The organism is Treponema maltophilum ATCC 51939 (assembly GCF_000413055.1).
Lineage (GTDB): Bacteria > Spirochaetota > Spirochaetia > Treponematales > Treponemataceae > Treponema_C > Treponema_C maltophilum.
This window is the reverse complement of sequence record NZ_KE332518.1, coordinates 292,620-315,457: the sequence shown is the minus strand read 5'-3', so window position 1 is coordinate 315,457 and position 22,838 is coordinate 292,620. Positions and strand designations below refer to the sequence as shown.

The following is a 22,838-nucleotide window of genomic DNA, read 5'->3' as shown; positions in this document are numbered from 1 at the left end:
ACAAAATTAAATAAAATCGGCGGGCGCCGAGAAAGCCTTTTAAAAAGTCTTTGAGGCCCCGCCCTTTTTGAAACGGCTTCGGGAGAGTTAAGCTATAATGAAAAAAATATCGCAGCAAATGTATTTGGAAAAAATATATGCGGGCTTTTTGGGCAAAAATATCGGCATACGGCTGGGGGCGCCCGTCGAGCCGAGCTTGTGGACGCGCGAACGCATTAAAGAATTTTACGACACCATAACCGACTATGTTAAACCGTTTAAAAACTTCGCCGCGGACGACGATGCGAACGGCCCCGTGTATTTTTTACGCGCGCTCGAAGATTCGCGCGAATGCAGCGCCGAGTCGGTAGGCGAAGCGTGGCTCAATTATACGAGAGAAGGCATCGGTATGTTTTGGTGGGGCGGCTACGGCATATCGACCGAACATACCGCCTATTTTAACCTGTTAAACGGCATGCGCGCTCCGCTTTCGGGAAGCGCCGCCGTCAACGGAAAAGTGCGCGCCGATCAAATCGGCGGCCAGATTTTTATCGACACGTGGGGACTTATTCATCCGTCGGATCCGGAACGTGCCGCATCGGATGCGAAAAAAGCCGCTTCGGTTTCGCACGACGAAGAAGGCTTGGAAGGAGCGGCCTTTATTGCCGCCTGTATTGCAGCCGCCTTCGACACGGACGACGTATATAAAATCATCAAAACGGGACTGCGTTATGTGAAAGCCTCGTCGGTGTATCGCAAAGTCGTAAAAGCGGTTCTCTCATTTCAAAAAGAACATCCCGCTTCCGACTGGGAAGACTGCCTTGCTTTTTTGCACGCGCAATACGGCTACGATAAATACCCCGGAGCATGTCACATCGTTCCGAATGCGGGCGTCTGCGTTATGGCGCTCATTTACGGCAAAACTTTTTCCAAGGGAATTGAAATCGCCACGATGGCCGGTTGGGACACCGACTGCAACGCGGGAAACGTCGGCACCATTCTCGGTGTTGCCGGGGGCATAGAAGCGATTCCGCAGCATTACAGAAAACCGGTAAACGATTCGATCGTGCTGTCGGGAATCAGCGGTTATTTGAACATCCTCGACATTCCGTCTTACGCGCACTATTTATACTCGCTTGCTTTTAAAACCGAAAAGACTCCTTATGCAAAAGGAGAAATCCGTTTCGATTTTTCTCTTCCCGGCAGCACGCACGGCTTCAGGCTGTCGAACGAAAATCTGTTCGCACTGAAAAACAGCGGCAAAGGCTTGGAAGTGCTTTTTGACCGCTTGGTTCGGCCGCAATCGACGCGTTTGTTTTATAAACCGTTTTATCGCAGAGAAGATTTCGACGACGAAAGATACATGCCGGTTTTTTCGCCGACCGCCTATCCGGGACAAACGGTCGAACTTATTTATTCGCTCAACAGAATACGGGGCGAAGCGCTCATCATCTATCCGTACGTGCGCGCGACGGACGGCACGATAGTAAAACTCGACCGCTGCATACGGCGCGACCGCGAAGAAGGAGATACGCTCATTTCATTTAAAATACCCGAAGTCGGCGGAGCTTTGATAGACGAAATCGGTTTGATTATCGAAGGAACTTCTCCGGCAAAGGTAAAGGATTTCGGTATTTTATATTTGAAGCGTTTTTCCGTAACGGGAAAGGCGGCATATCGTATCGATTTCAAAAAACAGTATGCCGAATTCGCATCGATTACGCCGTTTTCGTTTAACCGGGGCGCATGGACTTTGGAAGGCAAAAAACTTTCATGTCTTTGCCTGCACGACGCGCAAGCCTTTACCGGCAATTATTTTACCGAAAATGCGCGGGTGAGCACCAAGGTTTGCATTCACCGCGGAGATTCCGCGCTCGTATCGCTTCGGGTTCAGGGAGACCGGCGCGGCTATTATGCGGGATTCGACGGCGACGGAATTTCCATCCTCGCAAAAAAAGACGGAAAGCTTGTCCGGCTTGCGCATAAAGTGTTCAAGTACGAAAACGAAAAAGCGTATACGTTTACGTTTTCGGCCGCCGCCGATGCGCTCAGCTTTGAACTCGACGGAACGGAAGTTTTAACGGCAAAAGACGCCGATATAAAATACGGTATGACGGGCTTTTATTTAAGCCGCGGCGGCCGCTGTTCTTTCGAAGGACTTTCCGTTACGGAACTGTAAATAATTGAGAAGTTTTTATTGGAGTACGATAAAAAGCACCGTCTGAAATGGCGCCGGTGCTTTTTATCCCGAGTTTGCTTGGCAAACTCGCTTATTTATTGGAGTGTGTATGCTTAAAAAAGAAGATGCGTTAAAAGATCGGAACGAAATAAAAAAACGGGCGACGGGAGCCCTTATCGGTTTGGCTGTCGGCGACTCTTTCGGCGATGCGTCGAGAATGCAGGCAAACAGAGAAAACTACGGTTTTATCACGGACTTTTCCGCCGGTTCGGCATGGAGTACGGACGATACCGAATTTGCGCTGCTTACGGCAAAAACGCTTATACGGTGCAAAGGAAAGCTCACAAGCGAAGAAGTCGTAAAATCGTGGATGGAGGACGTTGTCGTTCAGGACGAATATAAACGCGGCGGCGCAAGCGAAAAAGCCGCGGCGGACAACCTGAGAGCGGGATTGCTCCCGCCGTTGACGGGAAAGTATTCCACCTTTAACACGAGCGACGGCAGCGCGATGAGAATTCCGCCGATAGGCATTATGTGCGCCGGAGATCCCGAAAAAGCGGCCGCGCTTGCACAAATAGAATCGGAAATCAGTCATGCCGGCGACGGAGTATGGGGCGCTCAAGCGGTTGCGGCCGCCGTTGCCGTCGCGATGGCGGACGGAACAATCGACGAGATTTTCGAAGCGGCAATGGCGCCCATACCGCAGGATTCGTGGTTGTATTATTCGATGACAAAGGTGTTCGAAATTATCGAAAAAGAGAATTACGACATCGCTTCGTGCTGGATGAAAATTCACGATGCGACCCGCGCAAGCACGTGGGCAACTACGGCCGAAGCGGTTCCGGCGGCTTTCGGGTGCTTAAAACTTATGCACAAGGATTTTAAATCGGCGGTGCTGCTCGCCGGAAATTTCGCTCGCGATGCCGACACGATAGGCGCTATCGCCGGTTCCGTTATGGGCGCAAAATATTCAATCGACGGCATCCCCGAACATTGGGTAAAAAAAGTGCGTTACCCGAGCGGCACCTGTCTGCAATTTACCAAGGGCTTGGATATTATCGAAATTGCCGAAAAACTCGCCGAACTGAATTACGTGTAATTATGTTCCGCACACGCGCATAAGACGCAAAATGTCTTTGAACGTGTGCTCCAAATCTTTTTCGGCGCGGTTTTTCGCTTCGCTGAAGGGAACGGCAAGGCGATTTATGCTGAAGATTGCGCTTACGCCGCAGTCGTAGGCATTTTCGCTGCCGTCGGCCGCATCTCCCACTACGGCAATAACGGGCACTCCCGCTTTTTGTGCGCGACGCGCAACGCCGATAACGACTTTTCCGCGCAAACTTTGACTGTCGATTTTTCCTTCGCCCGTAAAAACGCAATCGGCACCCTTGAGTTTGCATTCAAAATCAACCGTATCCAAAACGGTTTCGATTCCCATCTTAAGGCCCGCTCCCGAAAAGCACAGCATGCCGTACCCCATTCCGCCGGCGGCTCCGGCGCCCGGAACGAACGCGGCATCCGCTCCTATGTCGCGCTTGACGATTTTTTCAACGCGGCGCAGTCCTTCATCCAATTCGTGCACCAGCTTTTCATCGGCGCCCTTTTGCGGACCGAAAATATATGCGGCTCCGTTTTCGCCGTACAGCGGATTGTCTATATCGCACATGGCCGTTATACGGGCGCGCTTTAAAAGCGGATTAAGGCCGGACACGTTGATGCGGCAAATATCTTTGAGCGTACCGCCTACGGGCACAAAGCTTTTGCCTGCGCCGTCAAAAAATTGTACGCCCAGTGCGGCGGCGGCCCCGCAGCCGGCATCGTTCGTCGCGCTTCCGCCGAGCCCGACAATAACGCTCGTACAGCCGTTTTTCAGCGCGTCTTCGATGAGCTGGCCTGCACCGTAAGTTGTCGTAAGGGCGGGATTCAGTCTCCCGGAAGCAAGCGGAAGACCGGCACACGAAGCCATTTCTATAACGGCGGTTTTTCCCTCAGAGCCGGCATCCGCGGCATCCAAAATTCCGTAAAAACTTTCCATGTCTTCAAAAAAAGGATTTTTGACGCGCACGTATTTTTTGATTCCGCCCAGCGCTTCCAAAAAAGCATCGACGCTGCCCTCCCCTCCGTCCGCAACGGGAATCGAAAGCGCTTCGCAGCCGGGAAAAATCTCGCGGACGGCCTTTTGCATTATCGAACAAATACGGGCGGAACTCATGGTGCCTTTAAACGAATCGGGGATAAGCAGGATTTTTTTCATAACAATTCCGCCGCGCTCCTTCGGAACGGCCGATCAATCCGTCCATGCGGATCAATCGGCTCGATGTTTTAACCTGATGAGGTTTTTAATCAGAAGAATAAAGACAACAGGAAAATTCCGATCATAGCCGCTATGCCGATGACAAGGGTCATAAGCGTTTGCGTTTTATAACCGTCTTCCGTATCCAAACCGCCGAAGTTTACGACGACCCAGAAATAGCTGTCGTTTGCATGCGACACGGTCATAGCGCCCGCGCCGATCGCCATAACGGTGAGCGACGACAGTATAACGCTGTCCAAGCCCAAAGGTGCCATAAGCGGAGCAAGAATTCCCGCCGTCGTCGTAATGGCAACCGTCGAAGAACCCTGTGCCGATTTGAGAATGGCGGCCAAAACAAAGGGGAAAAAGATGCCGACGGTTTTTAAAGCGGATGCGTTGTCGGTAATATAGCCTACCAAACTCGATTGGGCGATGACGCGGCCCAAAACGCCGCCTGCAGCCGTTACAAACAAGATCGGACCGACGACTTTAAGCGTGTCGTTTGTCAAATCGTAAAAGCGCTCTTTTATTTTTTGCGTATGAATCAGCAGTACACCGAATAAAACGCCCACGCCGAGCGCGATAATGGGCGCTCCGAGGAATTTCAGCACTTGCGCAAAAACGCCGTCCCACTTTGCCATAGAAGCGATCGACGACAAAGCCATGAGCAAAATCGGAACGACTATCGGTGCGAGGGCGGCAAAACCGTTCGGCAGTTTTCCGTAGCCGGCAACCAGCTGCTCATAGGTTTTTACCGTTTCGGCGCCCGAGCGCTCCTCGGAGGCCGTAACTTTTTTGCCGATATATTTTGCAAAAAAATAGCCGGCAATAAGCGGAAAAATCGAAGCCAATGCGCCGATACCGATAACCAAAAGCAAATTGTCGCCGATTCCCAGCGCATTTGCCGCAGCAATGGGGCCCGGCGTCGGCGGAATAAACACGTGCGAGATATACAAACCTGCAGACAAAGCGATCGTCATGGCGACGCTTGACGTTTTTGTGCGCTGCACCAATGCTTTGCGGATCGGGTTTAAAATAACGAATCCGCTGTCGCAAAAAACCGGAATCGAAACAATCCAGCCCATAATCAGTATCGCCAACTCGGGATTTTTCTTTCCGACCAGTTTTACGACCATGTCGGACAGTTTTAAAGCCGCGCCGGTTTTTTCAAGAATAACGCCCACCAAGGCGCCTAAAATAATCACAATACCGATACTGGTAAATGTTCCGCTAAACCCGGCTCCGATTATTCCCGGAATCTTATCCAGCGGAATTCCGGCAACAAATGCCAAAAGCAAAGAGACTCCCATAATAGCCAAAAACGGATGAATCCTCAGCTTCGAAATGGCAAAAATCATCAGTGCGATCGCGGCTATAAAAGCAACAATCAGCGCAATACCCTGCATATGTTCCTCCTTATATGCATAATAAAGACTGTAAAAAGCCGCCGCTTTTTGACAATCTTCAGAGAAGTATAAGGCTGTTTTCTTTTTACGGATATGTTACAAAAACCTAAATTAATATGATTTTTATGTCTTGCAAAACAAATTTTGTATATTTTTATCCGCCATGCGCCGGCAGTCGGATGAATGATGCGTCCGGTCGGGCGACGGACGGACGAGTGCATCTGAAAAGTTTACTTTTCAAGGTCGCGGTAAAAATGAATCGCGTTGTAAAACAGCGACGAAAAGCGAATGGAGCGCGGATCGTAGCCGGTTTGCTTTTTTAATTTATTCAGCCGGTATTGGAGCGTGTTTTTATGCATAAACAATTTATCCGCCGCGCGCGAAATCGAACCTTCTTCCAAATACAGCGTGTCCAAAACGGTTATCCAGTTTGAAATTTCTTCTTCGCTGCAGGATTTAAAAATACGCGAAATATATTCTTTTTTTACCGGATCGGGAATTTCGCCCGAAAAGATTTCCATATTGATTGTGTCGTATAGGCGCGGCTCTTTGCTCGGCGAACGCAGGCAGGTTCTTAAAGCTTTTTCCGCCTTTAAGCGGGCCGAATTTATCAAACGGTAATCTTCCGTTCTGCCGTCGAGGCCCGCCGCCAAAATCAGCGGAAGGCGTTTGTCGGCCGAATCGCGGATCGTGCGCACGAGCGAAAGAAGCTGCTTGTCGGAACAGTCGGCGACGGCGCATATAAGTTCGTTCCCCGAAACCAAAAACACCGAATGCTTTTCGTGACGGATCAGCGTGCGCACGGTTTTCCATGCACTGTCGATGCAGCTTTGCACGTCGGCAGGATTGAGCGGCGCATCGAACGCTTCTTCTTTTACGACCGGCTCAAAGATAAATACCCGGCGCGGCACGGTTATATCGAAGCCCAAAGACTGCCCCTGTTTTTCCAACCGGCGGTTTATCGATTCGGCATCGCCGTACAGCCATTCGTTCAAAAAACGGTTTTTTATGCGCTCGTCCATATCGCTTTGCTGTTTGTAATATTCATCGAGCATAAGAATTTCGGTCATCTTTTTGAGCATGCGGCCGTATTTGATAACTTCGCGGTACGGCCCCGTAACGCCGATAACCGCAACCGGTTTGTTTTGAAAACGCACGGCGATATTCGTTCCCTGTAAAGCACCCGGATATTCGGTATTGGAATACACGACGATTTCGTCCAAGTCTTCATCGATGATTTTCTTTGCCGCCGCATGGAAGGTATCGAGGCGGGCGGGATCGGTCGTTGCAATAATGATGCCGTCGGCATTCATCATGTTTATCCTGCGGCCGATAATGCCGCTTATTTCTTCGACTATAACCTGCGCGGTTTTTGACGATAAGGTCATGATTATATTATATCCGTATAATCACTTTTATAAAAGTAAAAAAAACGCTATAGTACGGATATGCATAAATCGATACATACCGCGGCGGCGTTTGCCGCGCTCACGGCAGTTATTCTGTCTTTGGGCCTTGTCTCGTGCAGTAAGAACATAAGTCCTTCCCAAACACGCCCCGTACTCGGCACCGTCTGCACGGTTCAGCTTTTCGAATACGGCAAACAAAAATATTACGATACGCTGTTCGAATGCCTTGAACAAATAGAAGCGCACATGAGCATGAACATTCCCTCGTCGGATATTGCGCGCATAAATGCGGCTTCAGGCGAGCAAAAAATTGCGGTACACGAGGATACGTTTAAAGTTATACGGCGTGCGCTCGACATTGCGCAGTTGTCCGACGGAGCCTTTAATCCGGCCTCGGGAGCTTTGGTAAAGCTGTGGAACATCGGAAGCGACGCTCCGCACCTTCCGTCGCAGGAAGAAATAGAGGGCGCGCTTGCGCTGTGCGATTGGCGCTCGGTTGTGTTATCGGAAGACGGAGAAGAAAAATCCGTATACCTGCCCGTAAAAGGAACGGCGCTCGATTTGGGCGGTATCGCAAAGGGTTTCGCCGCCGACGAACTTGCCGCTTTAATAAAAAAGCTGAAAATACCGCGAGCCATTATCGATTTAGGCGGCAACATCTATGCGGTCGGCGAAAAAAAGGGAAAGGAAGCGTGGAAGGTCGGCATAAAAAATCCCTTTGACTCGGCCGCGGCGCCGGTTATCGCCTTAAGCGTCAAGGATGTTTCGGTTGTAACGTCGGGAGTATATGAACGCTTTTTTGTGTACGAAGGCCGTCTTTTTCACCATCTTTTAGACTGCAAAACGGGATATCCGGCCGACAACGGCCTTATGTCGGTAACCATCGTAAACGAGTCTTCAATGGACGCCGATGCGCTCGCCACGGCCGTATTCGTTATGGGTAAAGAACGCGGCATGGATTTATTGCGCCGCATAAATACGCAAGGACTGTGCATCGATACCGAAAAAACAATCGACGCGACCGACTCGATTAAAACGCAAGCCCTTTTACTGAACGAGGAATTTTCAATCCGCTGACGGTTTCACACGCACACAACCGAATTTTCGGCGTCGGAAAACGGGGCGGGAACGTATTTATCGGCTTTCCAATCGTTTTCCCATTTTTTCCCGTCGATAAGGTAGCGGAATTGATATTCGCGGCCGCTTTCAAGCGTGAGTTTTACGGAAAAAGCACCGCTTTTTTGTTTTTTCATCGGAGTTTCGACCGTGCTCCAATTATTGAAGTCGCCGCACAGCCATACCTTTTCCGCCCCGACTGCGGCCTTCGCATCGAGCGAAAACGTAACGCCGCATTTTTTTCCGCTTTTGTCGTATGTTTTTTTCAGTGCCATAGGTCCTCCTAAAAATGTTTTTCTTAGGGGAAGGAAGACACTTTTGCGACTAAAAGTTTCTTCCTTCCCCTAAAACCCCTTCCATTTTCCAAATAACGCTTAAGGGCTACCGCCCTTAAGAATCCCGCCTTACAGCTATTTTTCCGGCACGGACGCCGGAAAAACCGTAGGTAATCGACGTTTTTGCAAAGCCGGGAGGATTTGCAAAAACTCGCGTTAAAAATCGGACAGGGAAGTCCGATTTTTAAACCCTTCCTCCTTTTCCAAAAAGTTCAAATACAGTATACTGGCAAAAATCGTTTTTGTGTAGTTTTTTTTACGATTTTACGTGTTTACTTGATTTACAGGAGTTATCTATGGCGGAAAAATATTTATTTACGTCGGAATCGGTCGGAGAAGGCCATCCCGATAAATTGTGCGATCAGATTTCGGATGCGGTATTGGATGCGTGCTTAAAGGACGATCCGGAAAGCCACGTCGCATGCGAAACCTTCGCTTCGACGGCGCTGATTTTGGTCGGCGGAGAAATTACGACGCATACCTTTGTCGATGTGCCGACCCTTGCGCGAAAAATTGCGGGCGATATAGGTTATACCGATGCGGCCTACGGTTTGGACTGCGATTCGATGGCGGTGTTGAATATTATTCACGCCCAATCGCCCGACATCAATCAGGGCGTGACGGGCGAAGGCTTAAAGGAATTTAAAGGACTGCAAGGGGCCGGAGATCAGGGAATGATGTTCGGCTTTGCCTGTACGGAAACAAGCGAACTTATGCCGGCGCCCATTATGTACGCTCATAAAATATTGCGCCATGCGTCAAAAGTACGCAAAAGCGGTACCTTTGATTGGCTGCGCCCCGATGCAAAAAGTCAAGTTACCGTCGAATACGAGGGACATAAACCCGTCCGAATCGACAGCGTTGTCGTATCGCACCAGCACGGCCCCGACGTAAAATACAAAACGATAAGCGAAGGTATTATCGAAGAAATCATCAAACCGGTGCTCGAAAGTTCCGGCTTGTTGGACAAAAAAACGAAGTTTTTCATAAATCCGACGGGGCGCTTCGTTATCGGAGGACCGGCGGGAGATACGGGGCTTACCGGACGGAAAATCATAGTCGACACTTACGGCGGCATGGGACGCCACGGAGGAGGAGCGTTCAGCGGTAAAGACCCGTCGAAAGTAGACCGATCGGGCGCCTACATGGCGCGCTATATCGCCAAAAATATCGTTGCGGCAAAATTGGCCGAACGCTGCGAAGTACAGCTTGCCTACGCAATCGGCGTGCCCTTCCCCGTTTCCGTTATGGTTGAAACCTTCGGCACGGGCAAGGTTCCCGAATCGAAACTTGCCGAAGCGGTAACAAAGGTGTTCGACTGCTCGCCTTCCGGCATCATACAAACGCTCGATTTGAAAAAACCGATTTATCAAAAGACCGCCGTCTACGGCCATTTCGGACGAAAAGAATTCAGCTGGGAAAAAACCGATAAGACGGACGCATTAAAAAATGCCCTCACCTGACGATTTCCGCAAACTGACGCCGGAAGAAATAACCGAAGTATTCCGGCGCTTCGAAAAGCAAAATCCCGCCCCCGCGACGGAATTGAAAGCGCAAAATCCGTTTACGCTTTTGGTGTCGGTCGTGCTTTCGGCGCAGGCAACCGATAAAAGCGTAAACAAGGCGACCGAGCCTCTGTATAAAATCGCGGACACGCCCGAAAAGATTTTGGCGCTCGGCGAAGACGGCCTTATCGCGTACATTAAAACAATCGGTCTGTACCGCTCAAAGGCAAAGCACGTTATGGGTTTGTGCCGCATGTTGATTGACGAGTTTGACGGCAAACTGCCCCGCACGCGTGAAGATTTGCAACGGCTGCCGGGCGTCGGGCGCAAAAGCGCAAACGTCATTTTGAACGTCGTCTATTCCGAACCGACGATGCCGGTCGACACCCACCTTTTGCGCATATCGCCGCGCATAGGCTTGTCGGAGGGAACAACGCCGATCGAAGTGGAACAAGACCTTCTCGCATGCATTCCCGCCGAATTTTTAGGACGTGCCCACCACTGGCTTATTTTGCACGGTCGCTACGTGTGCGTCGCGCGCAAGCCGCTGTGCAGTCAGTGCCTTATTGCCGATTTGTGTAAGCGCAACGGCGTTACCGAACACAGATAAAATCGTGCCGGTTGCCCCGCTCCCGTTCAAAATCATGCCCGTCACCCCGTTCAGGTCATCAAGCCTTGTCCGGTTTGCCCGAAATATGATAGGCTGAATCGTGCGTATTGTAACGGTTATATTTCAGCTTGCCGGCAGCCTTGCCCTGCTCATGTACGGCATGAAAATGCTCGGCGAGGGCATTCAAAAAAGCGCGGGAAACAGCTTGCACCGTTTTTTGGCAGTTATGACAAGCAACCGTTTTGCCGCGGTATTTACCGGCTGTCTTATTACCATAATTATCCAATCGTCCGGCGCCACCACCGTTATGGTCGTGTCGTTCGTCAACGCGGGTTTAATAACGCTGCAGCAATCCGTAGGCGTTATCTTCGGCGCAAACATCGGCACAACGGTTACCGCATGGATTGTCGCTCTGTTCGGTTTTCAATTCAACATTGCCGCCGCGGCCATCCCCGTCTTCGGTATCGGCTACCTTATAAAATACGTACGCAAAATCAAAAAAGAAAGCGCGGGCGAAGCGCTCATGGGTTTCGGCCTGCTTTTTTTAGGCTTGGATTTTTTATCGGCGCTGTCGCCCGGCGCGGACAACGCGGCTGTTTTGAACGTTTTTCAAAACAACGGCACGGTAAGCATCCTCTTGGGAATGCTCGGCGGCTTGCTGATTACGGCAATTATCCATTCGTCGAGCGCGGCTACGGCCGTTATTTTAACCCTGTGCCGCAACAGCGTCTTGCACTGGGAATTTGCGGCCGCAATGGTGCTCGGATGCAACATCGGTTCTACGATTGATGCGGTATTGGCATCGATGGGCACAAAGGCAAATGCGCGCCGCGCGGCCCTCGTTCACGTGCTGTTCAATGTTGCCGGCAGTATTCTCGCATTTATTTTTTTCCGGCCGCTATTGGCACTCGTCGACTTTATTACCCCGGGCACGGTTATGCAGACACTGCCTTCCCACGTTGCCATGCTGCATACCTTATTCAACGTGCTGAGCACGCTTTTGTTTTTACCCTTTACCTCACAAATCGCCTTGTTAACCGAAAAGCTGATTAAAACCGAGCCGAACGAAATTCCCGGTGAATACCGTTTGGACTTTATTTCAAGCGGTATAAAAGAATCCGTAGAACCGCACATTATACGGGCCGAAAAAGAAATCTCGGATATGATCATGCTGGCGATTGCAATGTTCGCGCGCATACGGGAAGGTTTTTCCGACAGAACCGAACGCTTTATTTCGCAGCAAATGGAATTTATTGAAGAACGCGAAGAATATGCCGACCAAATGCAGGAGCAGCTTTCCCTCTACCTGTACAAATGCACGGAACTGCCGGTTACCGAGCGCCAACGCAACAATCTTGCCGCCATGCTGCATATCGTGGACGAAATAGAAAATATTACCGACGATTGCTGCAGCATAGCCATTCACTTAAAGCGCAGCATAGAAAAAAACATGCAATTCGACAAAGCCGATATGGACGCACTGCAGCCCTACGTGGATTTGGTTGAACAATTATTGAACTTTGTAAACGCGCATATAAACCGCCCGCTTTCGCCCGAGGAAATGGCACAAGCGGCGGAGACCGAAAACAAAATCGATTCGTTCAGGAAAGAATTAAAAAAGGTTGCGCGTAAACGGCTCGAAGAAGGCGCGGACGTTAAAGCCGAACTTTTATACATCGATTTGGTGCGCAATATCGAAAAAATAGGCGACCGCGCATACAGTATTTCCGAAGCCCTCACGCGCACAAAATAAGCCCGTTGTACTATTTTTTCTTTTGATTTATGATAGACGAATGCTGGGTTTATCCGATGAATTTTTGGGACAGGCAGCCGTCCTGCTGCTGCTTTTGCCGGTACTGTTCCGCCCGTTTTTCAAAAAACACGCATACGCGGATTCGACCGTTACGCTTTCGCCGCTGAGCGTCGTTCTCGCGCTCCTGCTCATCGCCGTGTACGGGCTGTCGTATGCACTTGCGGCAATCACGGTAATTGCGCTGTCGGTGCTGCTGATCAATATCCGCGCTCTGCAGCGTTTTAACAGCCGTCTGTATGTGGACCGCTACAGCATGACCTTTCGCATTGCGGCCGTTATCGAATCGATTGTCGTGCTCTTTGCGCTTGCCGCCCTCTTCGTTTTGAGGCCGGAACCGGCTCCGACCGAGCCGCAGCGGACGCTGTACACGGGGTCGTTCAGCCGGGGCTTTGTACCTAAACGGGAATTTTTTCGCCGCACAAGCCTTATAACCTCACTGTACGAACCGCGCGGCAACAATGCTGCAGACGGGAATAATACCGCTGCCGGCACTGCCGGTTCGACACCGAAAAAAAAGCGCATAGCGGTCTTTGTGCCCGACATAAAAAACGTCAGCGGCGATTCCGCGCTGCGTTTAAGCGCCGCATCTATGCAGGGAATTACCGTTTTTACCGGTGACTTTTACGAACCGAGCCTTTTAAAAAACACTCCGAACAAAATGCTTTTTAACCGCTTTTATACAAAGGCCTTCAGCCTGCACCGTCTGTACCGAAACCCAAAGCGTTTCGGCGCGGTTAAAGCCGATTTGCTTGTGCAAAAAGAGGCCGAAACCGAAGCGCTTCTTATAAAGGCCGGCGAGTATGCCGACTCGGTCGTCCTGGTAACCGAAGGCGATTCGCTTTTATGCGCAAAAGAACTGTACGCAAAATATCCTTCGTTTGTACGGGGAATCTTCGATTCTTCAACGCTGCAGGGCATTGAAAATGCACCCTCCGGGAGCCGACCCGATACTTTTAACTCCGGAATTTCCCTTTCGGCGGAATTTAAAAAAGCGGCCGATTACTATTCGGCTCAAAGGGCCGATTTACTTTTCGTAAATCCGTCCGATTCGCTCGCGCTCTTTTATACGGATTTTAAAAACATAGGCGGCTTTTTTGCCGCACGTCGCGCCGAAAAAACAAATCAAAGCCCCGTCCGCTTTGCCGGCGCACTTAAATCATATATGGAGAAGCTGCCATGACCTTACATGAAATCGACACATGGTTTCGTTCGGTTTTGAATCCCGACGCATACGCACAGGACCCTTCGCAAAACGGCATACAGGTACAAAACGAAGCGCCGGATGCAACGCAAATCGTAAAAGCGGCCTTTGCCGTCGACGCTTGCGCCGAAACGATACGGCGCACCGCAGCTGTCGGCGCCCGGCTTTTGGTTGTCCATCACGGCATATTTTGGAACCGCGAACAGGTACTCACCGGCGCCCACTATCGGCGCATAAAAGAACTCATCGTCAACGACATCGCTTTGTACGCGTCCCATTTGCCCCTGGACGCACACGAAGAAGTAGGGAACAATTACGGACTTGCCCGCCGCTTACGGCTGAACGACTTACGCCCCTTCGGCACGTGGAAGGGCATGACGATAGGCGTTTTCGGCGAATTTTCAGAGCCGGTCGATCTTGATGAACTCATGCGGCGATTGTTCCCGAACGGAGAAAAGGTGCGCACATTGTTGCCCTTCGGCACAAAAGAAATTAAAAAAGCCGCGATTATTTCAGGCGGCGCGGGGAGCGATTTGCCGCAAGCAATCGCCGAAGGCGCCGATGTTTTTATCACGGGCGAAATAGAACACGAACAATACCACGAAGCGCTCGAAAACCGCATCAACGTTATAGCCGGCGGCCACTACCAAACGGAAACGGTAGGCGTTTCGCTGCTTGCCGAAAAAATGCGCAAAGAGCTTGGAATCGAAACCGTTTTTATCGACGTTCCCACGGGCTTATAGGGCACTTTTCCGTTTATGCCGAATCCTTTCCCGCTAGGCGTTTTGTAAAAAAAATGCTATAGTGAATGTCATGGTAAAAGATTCCGTATTAAAAGACAAGAAAGCCTTATTCAAAAAGCTTGTGCCGCTGCTGCTGACAATCGCCGTCATCGCGGCGGATCAAATAACAAAACACCTTGTCGTACAAAACATTCCGCCGTATACGGTCGGTGCCGGCTTTTTCGGCGACCTCGTGCGCATCATTCACGTGCATAATCCGGGCGTCGCGTTCAGTATCGGCGTCGGATTGTCGCATCCGGTCAGACGGCTTGTGTTCGCCTTTTTGCCCTTGATTGTCCTCGTATTGATTTTGGTGCTGTATTTCAAGTCGAACGATTTTACGCCCTTGCAGCGCTGGGGCATCTGCGGCATCGTCGGCGGCGGGTTCGGCAATTTGATCGACCGCTTTTTCAGGGCGGAAGGCGTTATCGACTTTATAGACGTGAAGTTTTTCGGCATATTGGGCTATGACCGCTGGCCGACTTTTAACGTAGCGGATATGTCGGTCGTCATTTGCGGCATTTTGCTTTTGATTTCCTTTTTTGCCGCCGGCGCAAAAGCAAAAGGAGAAGACGCATGACAAAAAAACAAACGACCATCGTATTCCTTATAACCGCGACGATTGCCAACATTTTGCTGATTCTTATTTTGCTCGTTTTATTTACGGTTGCAGGCGGCCTTATTTTTAAAGAAAATTTGGGAACCGCCCTGCCCTTTTTGTTTTTGGGCGCGATTATCTCCGGAATTTTTATCTATCAAAAAGCGGTAAAATTCGTTATAAGAAAATTCAATTTGGAAGATAAAATGGAGCCGCTTTTTTCGCACAACCGACGCGGCCCGCGCGACTGAAAACAATCAATATCCGTCGGACATGGCGCGGTTAAGGTCGCGCTGATACAGTTCCTGATACACAAGGCTTCGCGTGCGCAGTTTTTCTTTTACCTCTTGAGCAAAAGGCATGTGGCGCCAAAAAATCCCGCGGATGTCCTTTTCGAGGCGCTGCACGCCTTCGCTTTCCTTAGTCATCCACAAAAGATAATCTTTTATAAAATAATCTTTTATGTCGCCTTTCAGTTTTTCCGACACAAACCACTGATAATACTGTCCGGTCAAGCCTTCTTCCATCCAATAATATGAGGCCTTTTCCTTTGCAACCTGCCAGCGTAAATCGGCAACGGCCATAAGCAAAGCGGCTTTTAAACTTTTCGGGTACATCGGAATAACGATGCGGCCGCGGCTCGTAATGCGGTTGTAGCGGTCGAAGGGCTCCCAGCAAAAGCCGAATTCGCCGTAGGTCGGAATTAAAATAACGAAGGGAACGATTCGGTTCAGCACGTTTTTATGCATGCGGCAAAAAGCGGTCGGGTCAACCGATTCTATCCACGACATAATATCGATGACGTTTTCACGGAAGCCGGTTTCGCGCGGAATACAGTGAAAAAACTCGCGCGTAAAAATCGGAAACTGATTTCCCTGCCGCCCGACGGTCATCTTTGCCATTTGGCGTACCGTCGTTATTTCGGTATCGATTTCGGAACTGCTTACTTCCACGTTTTGTTCGGCGCCGGATGCAAGCTTTTGTTCCAACGAATTGGAAATTTCTTTCGCTTCTTCAAACTCGGCGGCATAAGAAGTCAGTTCTTTATCGTTTTTTAAAAAAGCGCGCAGCCGTTCGTTTATTTCGAATACGATTCGTTTTTGCATTTCGGAAAGCGGCTGCTTGTGAGGTTCGGCACCCATAATCGGCGGATGATCGAAGACGATGTCTATGCGGGATCGTATTTCCGCCTCAAGCATGGCGCGCTCGCTTTCTTTCATCGTTAAAAAGTTTTCGGCCGATTGCAGTTTTCCCGCGTTCTTCGTTTTAAGCTGCATAATGCGCGCGGCTTCTTCGGCGCTTCCCGCAGCAGGTTTTTTGCGCACGGGCGATTCGTCGGTAGCCGAAATCTTTATGCGACCCGCGGCAATATCGCGGAACCATTCGTCAAGATAATAAACCGGTTCGTTCGAAACGTTTTCCACAATCGCTTTGGAAAACATATCCTTTTGCTCGGTCGTAAATAAAGACGGCAAAACAACCCCGTAGCGCAGCACCATCTTTTTTATTTCGGGAGTCGAGCGGCTCGCCATCTTCGGCGCGAGGGAACGCACGAATTCCCAATAAGCCGTAACCAGCTGCTGGCGCAAAACCGTACGGTCTTTTGCGTCCTGACAATTCAAATATTTGGACAAAACCGTGTGCAGGCGCTGAGCGCCTTCTTTTTCACCCGAGAGCGCAACCTTGTAATAGGACGCGTCGTTAAAAACCTGCGTCGTGTACGTATCGGAAAAAAAACGCTCTACCGGCTGAAAATGTTTGATGAGCAAGTTGACGGGCGCCCACGGAGCGGTCGGTTTCAGGTTTGCAGGATCTACGGTAAGATCTTCTTCGTGATTTTGTTCGATTTCTTCGTCCGCCGCCAAATCAGCTTCGGCATTTTCAAGCAAAGCCGCAATTTCGGGAGCTAATTCATCACTCATATCAACGTCCTTTTAAAATGCTGACCGCATGGTTTTAATCAGTGTAACATGTTACGCTTTCTTGTGCAAGGACAATGAAGTAGTGCAGATGAGATGACGGGAAACAAGATTGTCTGGACGATACTGGATTTGAACCAGTGACTTCTACCGTGTGAAGGTAGCACTCTACCGCTGAGTTAATCGTCCGCAAAAAGTACGATACCATAAAACGCCGTTTTTGTAAACAGGGTGCATAAGGTATGCATAAGGTATTCCTGCTCAACACCATTGATTACCGATTTTTTACAATTCCGGGATTCCGCATTATAAAAATTTCCAACGGAACCCCTCTTGTAAAATTCTTTTCCTGTGATACAATGGACTGTATGAACGATTACATTTTAGCCCTCGATCAGGGAACGACCAGTTCCCGCGCGATTTTATATAATGCGGACGCGCAGCCGCTGCTTTCGTGCAACAAAGAATTTACGCAATACTATCCGCAGCCCGGCTGGGTCGAACACGATGCCGAAGAGCTTTTTGAATGCCAGCTCGCCGTCATGAAAGAAACGGTGCAAAAAGCCGAACAAAAATTCGGCATACGCGCTTCGGATATTGCCGCGGCGGGCATTACGAATCAGCGCGAAACGGTTGTGCTGTGGGACAAGGCGACGGGAAAACCCGTATACCGCGCCGTCGTGTGGCAGTGCCGCAGAACGGCCGGCTTGTGCGAACATTTGCGTAAAGAAGGCATGAATGAAGTTATCCGCGAAAAAACCGGACTTTTGCTCGACGCGTATTTTTCGGCAACAAAAATAAAATGGATTTTAGACAATGTTGAAGGTTTGCGCGCTCGCGCGCAAAACGGTGAAATCCTTGCAGGCACCATCGATACCTGGCTTATATGGAAACTCAGCGGCGGGAAACGCCACGTTACGGACGTTACAAATGCAAGCCGCACCATGTTGTACAATATTTATGCAGGCGGCTGGGACAAAGATCTTTTAAACCTGCTCAACATACCGCTTTGCATGCTGCCCGAAGTACGCAATTCCAGCGAAGTGTACTGCAATACAAGCGAACAAGTGTGCGGCTTTTCGATTCCGCTCGCTTCGGCCGTCGGCGACCAACAGTCGGCTTTGTTCGGGCAAGGCTGCTTTAACAAGGGCGACGTCAAAAACACGTACGGAACGGGCTGCTTTATGCTTATGAACACCGGCTCGGTTCCGGTCGTATCAAAAAACAAGCTCCTTACCACCATTGCGCTCGGCATAAACGACGAAGTGCAGTACGCTTTGGAGGGCAGTATTTTTATGGGCGGCGCAACGATAAAGTGGCTGCGCGACGAACTTGAACTTATTTCTTCGGCTCCCGAAATCGACCGCTTGGCCGAATCGGTTCCCGATTCAAACGGCGTATACATAGTGCCGGCCTTTACCGGTTTGGGCAGCCCCTATTGGGACATGTATGCGCGCGGTACGATTATCGGCCTTACGCGCGGCGTAAAAAAAGCGCATATTTGCCGGGCGGTTTTGGAAGCGATTTGCTATCAGGTAAAAGACGTTATAAACTGCATGGCCGAAGACGCATCTCAGCCGGTTGCCTCGTTAAAGGTCGACGGAGGCGCGAGCGTAAGCAATATTATGCTCCAGTTCCAAGCCGACATAATGAACACAAGCGTGTGTCGCCCCAAAAACGTTGAAACGACGGCGCTCGGAGCGGCTTTTTTGGCGGGTTTGGCGGTCGGATTTTGGAAAAACAAAGACGATATTTTGGCGCATTGGCAAACCGACCGTTTGTTTACGCCGCACATGAGCGATGAAAAGCGCGAAGAACTGTATGCCGGCTGGAAGCGCGCGGTCGACCGTTCGCGCGGCTGGATAAAAAAGTAGCGAAAACCGGCGGCTTTAAAATAAAATCCGCATACGTTCCGGTTCGCGCCGCACGGTTTTATACATCAAAAGCGGAGGGTTCTTCTTTCGGCTTGTTTTGCCGCAATTCGGCAAGCTCCGAAGAAGCTTTAAGCGAACCTTTGTGAGCGAAAAAAGCGATTGCGGCCAGCGCAAGCAAAATAAGTCCCATCGCGGCATAAAACCAGACGGGCGGCGTTCCTTCGCGTATCGCTTTCCACATATTGTACGCCATAAACGCTAAAGCCAAAAAACAGATATTCCGGCTGCGTTCGAGAGAACGCTTTTTTTCTTCCAGAGCGGCGGCGCGCTCATTCAATTCCGATTCGGTCATAGATTGTTGCGTTTATAAAGCGCGGCGAAGGCGCGTTTGTTCGATGTCGGTGCTGAAGAGGTCGCGCAAATCGTTGATACCCAGCGCCATAAGCGCCATGCGGTCTATACCGATACCCCACGCAAGAACGGGAACTTCAACGCCCATTGCTTTCGTAACTTCGGAACGGAATATCCCCGAACCGCCCAGTTCGAACCAGCCCAAAACGGGGTGTTTTATGTGCACTTCGATTGAAGGCTCGGTAAAGGGGAAGTAGCCGGGAACATATTTGACGTCCGTTGCCCCCGCAATTTCGACGGCGAACATTTCCAAAAAGCCGAGCAGCGTTTTAAGGTTTACTTCTTTGCCGAGTACGATGCCCTCGGTTTGATAAAAGTCCGACAAGTGGGTTGCGTCAACCTTATCGTAGCGGAAACAGCGCGCAATGCCGAAGTATTTTCCCGGAACCGAGGCTTTCGCAAGCTGATGAGCCGACAAAACCGTTCCCTGACTGCGCAAAATAAGGCGGCGCGTAAAATCGCGGTCAAACGTATAATTCCAGCCGCGGCTTCCCGTATTGCCGCCGTTTTCGTGTGCGGCGGCTACGTTCGACAAAAAAGGCTCGTCGATTTTTTTTGCGTACATCGGATTTTTTACGTAATAAACGTCGTGAATGTCGCGCGCCGCGTGGAACTGCGGCATAAACAGCGCGTCGCTGTTCCAAAATTCCGTTTCGACAAGCGGCCCGTCGAATTCTTCAAAGCCGAGCGAAGCGAGTTTATCTTTTACGCTTTCCAAAAACGACACGTAAGCGTTTGCGCGGCCGGGTATGACGCGCGCCGGAGGAATGCCGATATTGTACGAGCGGAAGCTTGCGTTTTTCCATTCGCCGGAAGCGAGCAATTGAGGCGTTACTTCTCCGATTTCGTTTCCGGTAATGCCGGCTTTTTTAAGCGCTTCGGCAACCGGCGCAGATGAATCGGTCAGTTTATACGTAACCGTTTCACGCTCGACGATTTTAAACGGACTGTCCGCCGCACCGCGCTTTTTTGCAAGTCCTGCAATAATGTCCTGTTCTTCGGGCGAAAGCGAATCCCGGTCGAGCTGACCGTTTTCCGAAGCGGCGGCCCTTTTTAACAATTCTTTGACAATCGAAATGCGCTTCGGAAGCGGCTTGTCGGTTACGACAACCTGCTTTTCGTCGTTCATCGCCAAAACGCCGTCTTTTGAAAGCTGGCCGAATGCGCTTCCGATGTCTTTATTTTCGATGTGCAGCGCCGCCGCGATTTTCGGCAGAATGTGCGCGCCGTGTTCTTTTATAAAGTTCACAAACCGCTCTTCGATCGTGCTGCCGATTTTTACGACGCTGCGGCCGAGTTCGGTAATTTCGTAATACGTGTGCGCCGTCCGTCCGGTTTCTTCGGCAAGTCCTTTTCCCGTAAGCCACGAAAACGCCTGGTTCGCATGTCCTTCCTTGTAGCCGAGGTCTTTTTCAAGCCGGGAGGCGGTAAGTTCGTCTTTTGCCGTATAGGCGAGCAAAACCTTCACTTCAAGCGGATGAAGGTTTTTTATGAGAGCTTGTATGTCCATGTCGATTTAATATACCGTTGCCTGTTTTTCCAAAAACCGAATGCGCGAAGTATAATATACTTTCTTTTTTGCACCGTCGTATTTTGTGGAATCGGCGCCGCGGTACACATAATGATAGTACTTGCGCACGCCTTTTTCTTCGGTTTCCTGAATGAATTTCATCGCACGGTCGCGAATTGCAATCATCGCATCGGCCTGATTAAACATGCTTTGATTAATCGTAAACGTAAAAAACGCTTCACCGGTCGCGGGAAGATATTCAATCGTCATCGTGTACGGAAGACCGGCTTCCGTTTTTGCTTCTTCTTCGATTTTTACGACATTCAAGTCTTCGGGAATCTGAGCGCACAAAACGGTTCCGACGCACAAAGCAAAAATCACACCAAAAAGTATCTTTTTCATTCAATCCTCCTAAGCAAAACAAAAACTTCCGTCTGTACCGAAGTTTCATACGGTTTTCGGCCGCAGCCGCATATCGAATTAAAATTGCGTATACTCGTCTATTTTACTCACAAACAGAAAAAAATCAAGGTCGGCGCAGTACTTTCCGCTTTTTATATAATAGCGGGGCAAGTCCGTTAAAAGTACGGTGCCGCTTATTTCTTTCGGCTTATTTTTTAAGAGGCTTTGCGCATAAGAGCGCACCGCGTTTTTAAGCGCAATGCGGCACGCTTCTTTTATGCCGTCTCCGCCTGCGGAAATCGGCGCTTCTCCCCTGCCTGCGATTTTCGGGTAGGCTGCCGACTGCCAGCGAAGGCGCCTGATGCGCATCGCTTCGCTGAGCCGGTACTCAACCCAGCATTCAAGCCGGTTCGATTCGGGAACGAAAACGGCATCGGTATAGGAAAGCCGTTCGTCATCTGCGTCGATGCGGACAATCGGCTGCACTTCGAAAAATTCGGGAACGGCGCGCAGTTTGTCCGACGGAGTATAGGAAAAGCGCCAGCCGTACACCAAGCCTTCGGTCATAAAGGGCGCAAGCGCTTTAAGTTCGGCAATGGCCGGCTCATAGGCTTTTTTGCCCTTTCCGCCCGTTTTTTGCAAAGAAGGAAGATCGTCGATCGGATACCACAGCGGGAAGCGCAAAAATTCATAAGATGCCGCGTTTTGCGCATGGGTGCAAAATGTGCCGGAGAAAAATCCGTACAAAAACATCAATACGCCCGCTACGAAAAAAAACGGCGCGCGCTTTCGCAATGTTTTTTGCGGCGTGTTTTTGAGCGACAAATCTTTCGGCGCCGGTGTAAGGATTTTCAGCGCCGGTATGCGTCTTTCCATATTTTCCACGGGCTTTGTCCCATACGGATTTTTATATACGCCCACGCTGCCGCAAAGCCGAAAAGGTGTGTCATGTGCGCGACTCCGGAGCGGGCGCCGAAAAGCTGATTGGCGGCTTCAATAAGCGCAAAGCCGACAACGAGCAGGGGCGCCGGAACGGGCAAAACGCCCCAAATATATATGCGCGAACGCGGAAACAAAACGGAAAACACCAACAAAACGCCGAACACGGCACCCGAAGCGCCGAGCAAAAACACATTGTGCATGCCCGCCGCAAGATACACGGCAAATGACAGCGCCCCGGACGCGATTCCCGTAAAAAAATACATAAGCACAAATTCTTTCGAACCCAAGGAACGTTCAACGGCAATGCCGAAAAACACGACGCCCAACATATTGCCGATCAAATGCATAAGGTTCGCATGCACGAACATATACGTTACAAACTGCCAATACATATGGGCGCGGACAATCAAAGCCGTATTCAAAGACAAGTAGACACTCAAGCGCGGGTACGCTTCGGTTAAAATAAAAACGAGCACGTTCAGCGCGGTTATGATTAAAGCGCAGTTGCGGTATGAATACGAAAAACGTCGGCGTATATTCGGTTCCAAAGCATC

At 50.2% G+C, this 22,838-nt stretch carries 21 protein-coding genes and 1 tRNA gene; 11 read left to right on the top strand and 11 right to left on the bottom strand.

The window, feature by feature from the left end:
* Window positions 1-97 precede the first annotated feature (97 nt).
* Window positions 98-2,158 carry an ADP-ribosylglycohydrolase family protein gene (locus HMPREF9194_RS01455; protein WP_016524587.1) on the top strand — a complete coding sequence of 687 codons (2,061 nt, stop codon included), beginning with the start codon at window positions 98-100 and terminating at the stop codon, window positions 2,156-2,158.
* Window positions 2,159-2,267: 109 nt separating this feature from the next.
* Entirely contained in the window at window positions 2,268-3,257 is a 990-nt protein-coding gene (locus HMPREF9194_RS01450) for an ADP-ribosylglycohydrolase family protein (protein ID WP_016524586.1), read from the top strand.
* On the opposite strand, the gene HMPREF9194_RS01445 is transcribed toward HMPREF9194_RS01450, so the two are convergent.
* From HMPREF9194_RS01445 to HMPREF9194_RS01435, 3 genes are all read right to left on the bottom strand, one after another.
* Window positions 3,258-4,412: a glycerate kinase family protein gene (locus HMPREF9194_RS01445; RefSeq protein WP_016524585.1), complete on the bottom strand. Its 1,155-nt coding sequence runs from the start codon at window positions 4,410-4,412 to the stop codon at window positions 3,258-3,260.
* An 89-nt stretch (window positions 4,413-4,501) separates the two neighbouring features.
* Complete coding sequence (locus tag HMPREF9194_RS01440) at window positions 4,502-5,857, bottom strand: GntP family permease (RefSeq protein WP_016524584.1); 1,356 nt, start codon at window positions 5,855-5,857, stop codon at window positions 4,502-4,504.
* A gap of 230 nt (window positions 5,858-6,087) precedes the next feature.
* Window positions 6,088-7,245 carry a CdaR family transcriptional regulator gene (locus HMPREF9194_RS01435; RefSeq protein ID WP_016524583.1) on the bottom strand — a complete coding sequence of 386 codons (1,158 nt, stop codon included), beginning with the start codon at window positions 7,243-7,245 and terminating at the stop codon, window positions 6,088-6,090.
* Between the two features lie 60 nt (window positions 7,246-7,305).
* On the opposite strand from HMPREF9194_RS01435, the gene HMPREF9194_RS01430 reads away from it, so the two are divergent.
* Window positions 7,306-8,343 (top strand): FAD:protein FMN transferase, encoded by a 1,038-nt coding sequence (locus tag HMPREF9194_RS01430; RefSeq protein ID WP_016524582.1) that lies wholly within the window; start codon window positions 7,306-7,308, stop codon window positions 8,341-8,343.
* A 5-nt stretch (window positions 8,344-8,348) separates the two neighbouring features.
* On the opposite strand, the gene HMPREF9194_RS01425 is transcribed toward HMPREF9194_RS01430, so the two are convergent.
* Window positions 8,349-8,657 (bottom strand): isoamylase early set domain-containing protein, encoded by a 309-nt coding sequence (locus HMPREF9194_RS01425; RefSeq protein ID WP_016524581.1) that lies wholly within the window; start codon window positions 8,655-8,657, stop codon window positions 8,349-8,351.
* 356 nt (window positions 8,658-9,013) lie between these two features.
* Between HMPREF9194_RS01425 and metK the strand changes: the two genes are divergently transcribed.
* The 7 genes from metK (at window position 9,014) to HMPREF9194_RS01390 (ending at window position 15,477) form a co-directional block, all read left to right on the top strand.
* Window positions 9,014-10,180 (top strand): methionine adenosyltransferase, encoded by a 1,167-nt coding sequence (metK, locus tag HMPREF9194_RS01420; protein WP_016524580.1) that lies wholly within the window; start codon window positions 9,014-9,016, stop codon window positions 10,178-10,180.
* Window positions 10,167-10,832, top strand: coding sequence for an endonuclease III (gene nth / locus HMPREF9194_RS01415; protein ID WP_016524579.1), 666 nt, complete (start codon window positions 10,167-10,169; stop codon window positions 10,830-10,832). Before metK ends, nth begins: the two co-directional genes overlap by 14 nt.
* A gap of 100 nt (window positions 10,833-10,932) precedes the next feature.
* On the top strand, window positions 10,933-12,585 hold the full coding sequence (locus HMPREF9194_RS01410) for a Na/Pi cotransporter family protein (RefSeq protein WP_016524578.1): 1,653 nt from the start codon (window positions 10,933-10,935) through the stop codon (window positions 12,583-12,585).
* Window positions 12,586-12,625: 40 nt separating this feature from the next.
* Complete coding sequence (locus HMPREF9194_RS01405) at window positions 12,626-13,825, top strand: hypothetical protein (RefSeq protein WP_016524577.1); 1,200 nt, start codon at window positions 12,626-12,628, stop codon at window positions 13,823-13,825.
* Window positions 13,822-14,589 (top strand): Nif3-like dinuclear metal center hexameric protein, encoded by a 768-nt coding sequence (locus HMPREF9194_RS01400; protein ID WP_016524576.1) that lies wholly within the window; start codon window positions 13,822-13,824, stop codon window positions 14,587-14,589. Before HMPREF9194_RS01405 ends, HMPREF9194_RS01400 begins: the two co-directional genes overlap by 4 nt.
* A 70-nt stretch (window positions 14,590-14,659) precedes the next feature.
* The gene (gene lspA / locus HMPREF9194_RS01395; RefSeq protein WP_016524575.1) at window positions 14,660-15,208 is read left to right on the top strand and encodes a signal peptidase II; all 549 of its coding nucleotides are present in this window, start codon (window positions 14,660-14,662) and stop codon (window positions 15,206-15,208) included.
* Complete coding sequence (locus HMPREF9194_RS01390; protein ID WP_016524574.1) at window positions 15,205-15,477, top strand: hypothetical protein; 273 nt, start codon at window positions 15,205-15,207, stop codon at window positions 15,475-15,477. The genes lspA and HMPREF9194_RS01390 overlap by 4 nt, the downstream gene beginning before the upstream one ends.
* 6 nt (window positions 15,478-15,483) lie before the next feature.
* Here HMPREF9194_RS01390 and HMPREF9194_RS01385 read toward each other — a convergent pair whose 3' ends face one another.
* Window positions 15,484-17,148 carry a hypothetical protein gene (locus HMPREF9194_RS01385; RefSeq protein WP_016524573.1) on the bottom strand — a complete coding sequence of 555 codons (1,665 nt, stop codon included), beginning with the start codon at window positions 17,146-17,148 and terminating at the stop codon, window positions 15,484-15,486.
* A 114-nt stretch (window positions 17,149-17,262) separates the two neighbouring features.
* A tRNA-Val gene (locus HMPREF9194_RS01380) sits at window positions 17,263-17,334 on the bottom strand.
* 179 nt (window positions 17,335-17,513) lie between these two features.
* Between HMPREF9194_RS01380 and glpK the strand changes: the two genes are divergently transcribed.
* Window positions 17,514-19,019 carry a glycerol kinase GlpK gene (gene glpK / locus HMPREF9194_RS01375; protein WP_040846445.1) on the top strand — a complete coding sequence of 502 codons (1,506 nt, stop codon included), beginning with the start codon at window positions 17,514-17,516 and terminating at the stop codon, window positions 19,017-19,019.
* Between the two features lie 58 nt (window positions 19,020-19,077).
* Here glpK and HMPREF9194_RS01370 read toward each other — a convergent pair whose 3' ends face one another.
* The 5 genes from HMPREF9194_RS01370 to HMPREF9194_RS01350 form a co-directional block, all read right to left on the bottom strand.
* A complete protein-coding gene (locus HMPREF9194_RS01370) occupies window positions 19,078-19,371 on the bottom strand; it encodes a hypothetical protein (protein ID WP_016524571.1) in 294 nt (97 codons plus the stop codon).
* Window positions 19,372-19,383: 12 nt separating this feature from the next.
* A complete protein-coding gene (pheS, locus tag HMPREF9194_RS01365; protein ID WP_016524570.1) occupies window positions 19,384-20,940 on the bottom strand; it encodes a phenylalanine--tRNA ligase subunit alpha in 1,557 nt (518 codons plus the stop codon).
* A 6-nt stretch (window positions 20,941-20,946) separates the two neighbouring features.
* A complete protein-coding gene (locus tag HMPREF9194_RS01360; RefSeq protein ID WP_016524569.1) occupies window positions 20,947-21,342 on the bottom strand; it encodes a hypothetical protein in 396 nt (131 codons plus the stop codon).
* Window positions 21,343-21,420: 78 nt separating this feature from the next.
* Window positions 21,421-22,218: a hypothetical protein gene (locus tag HMPREF9194_RS01355; protein WP_016524568.1), complete on the bottom strand. Its 798-nt coding sequence runs from the start codon at window positions 22,216-22,218 to the stop codon at window positions 21,421-21,423.
* Window positions 22,194-22,832, bottom strand: a complete 639-nt coding sequence (locus HMPREF9194_RS01350) for a rhomboid family intramembrane serine protease (RefSeq protein ID WP_016524567.1) — start codon at window positions 22,830-22,832, stop codon at window positions 22,194-22,196. Before HMPREF9194_RS01350 ends, HMPREF9194_RS01355 begins: the two co-directional genes overlap by 25 nt.
* Window positions 22,833-22,838: the final 6 nt, after the last annotated feature.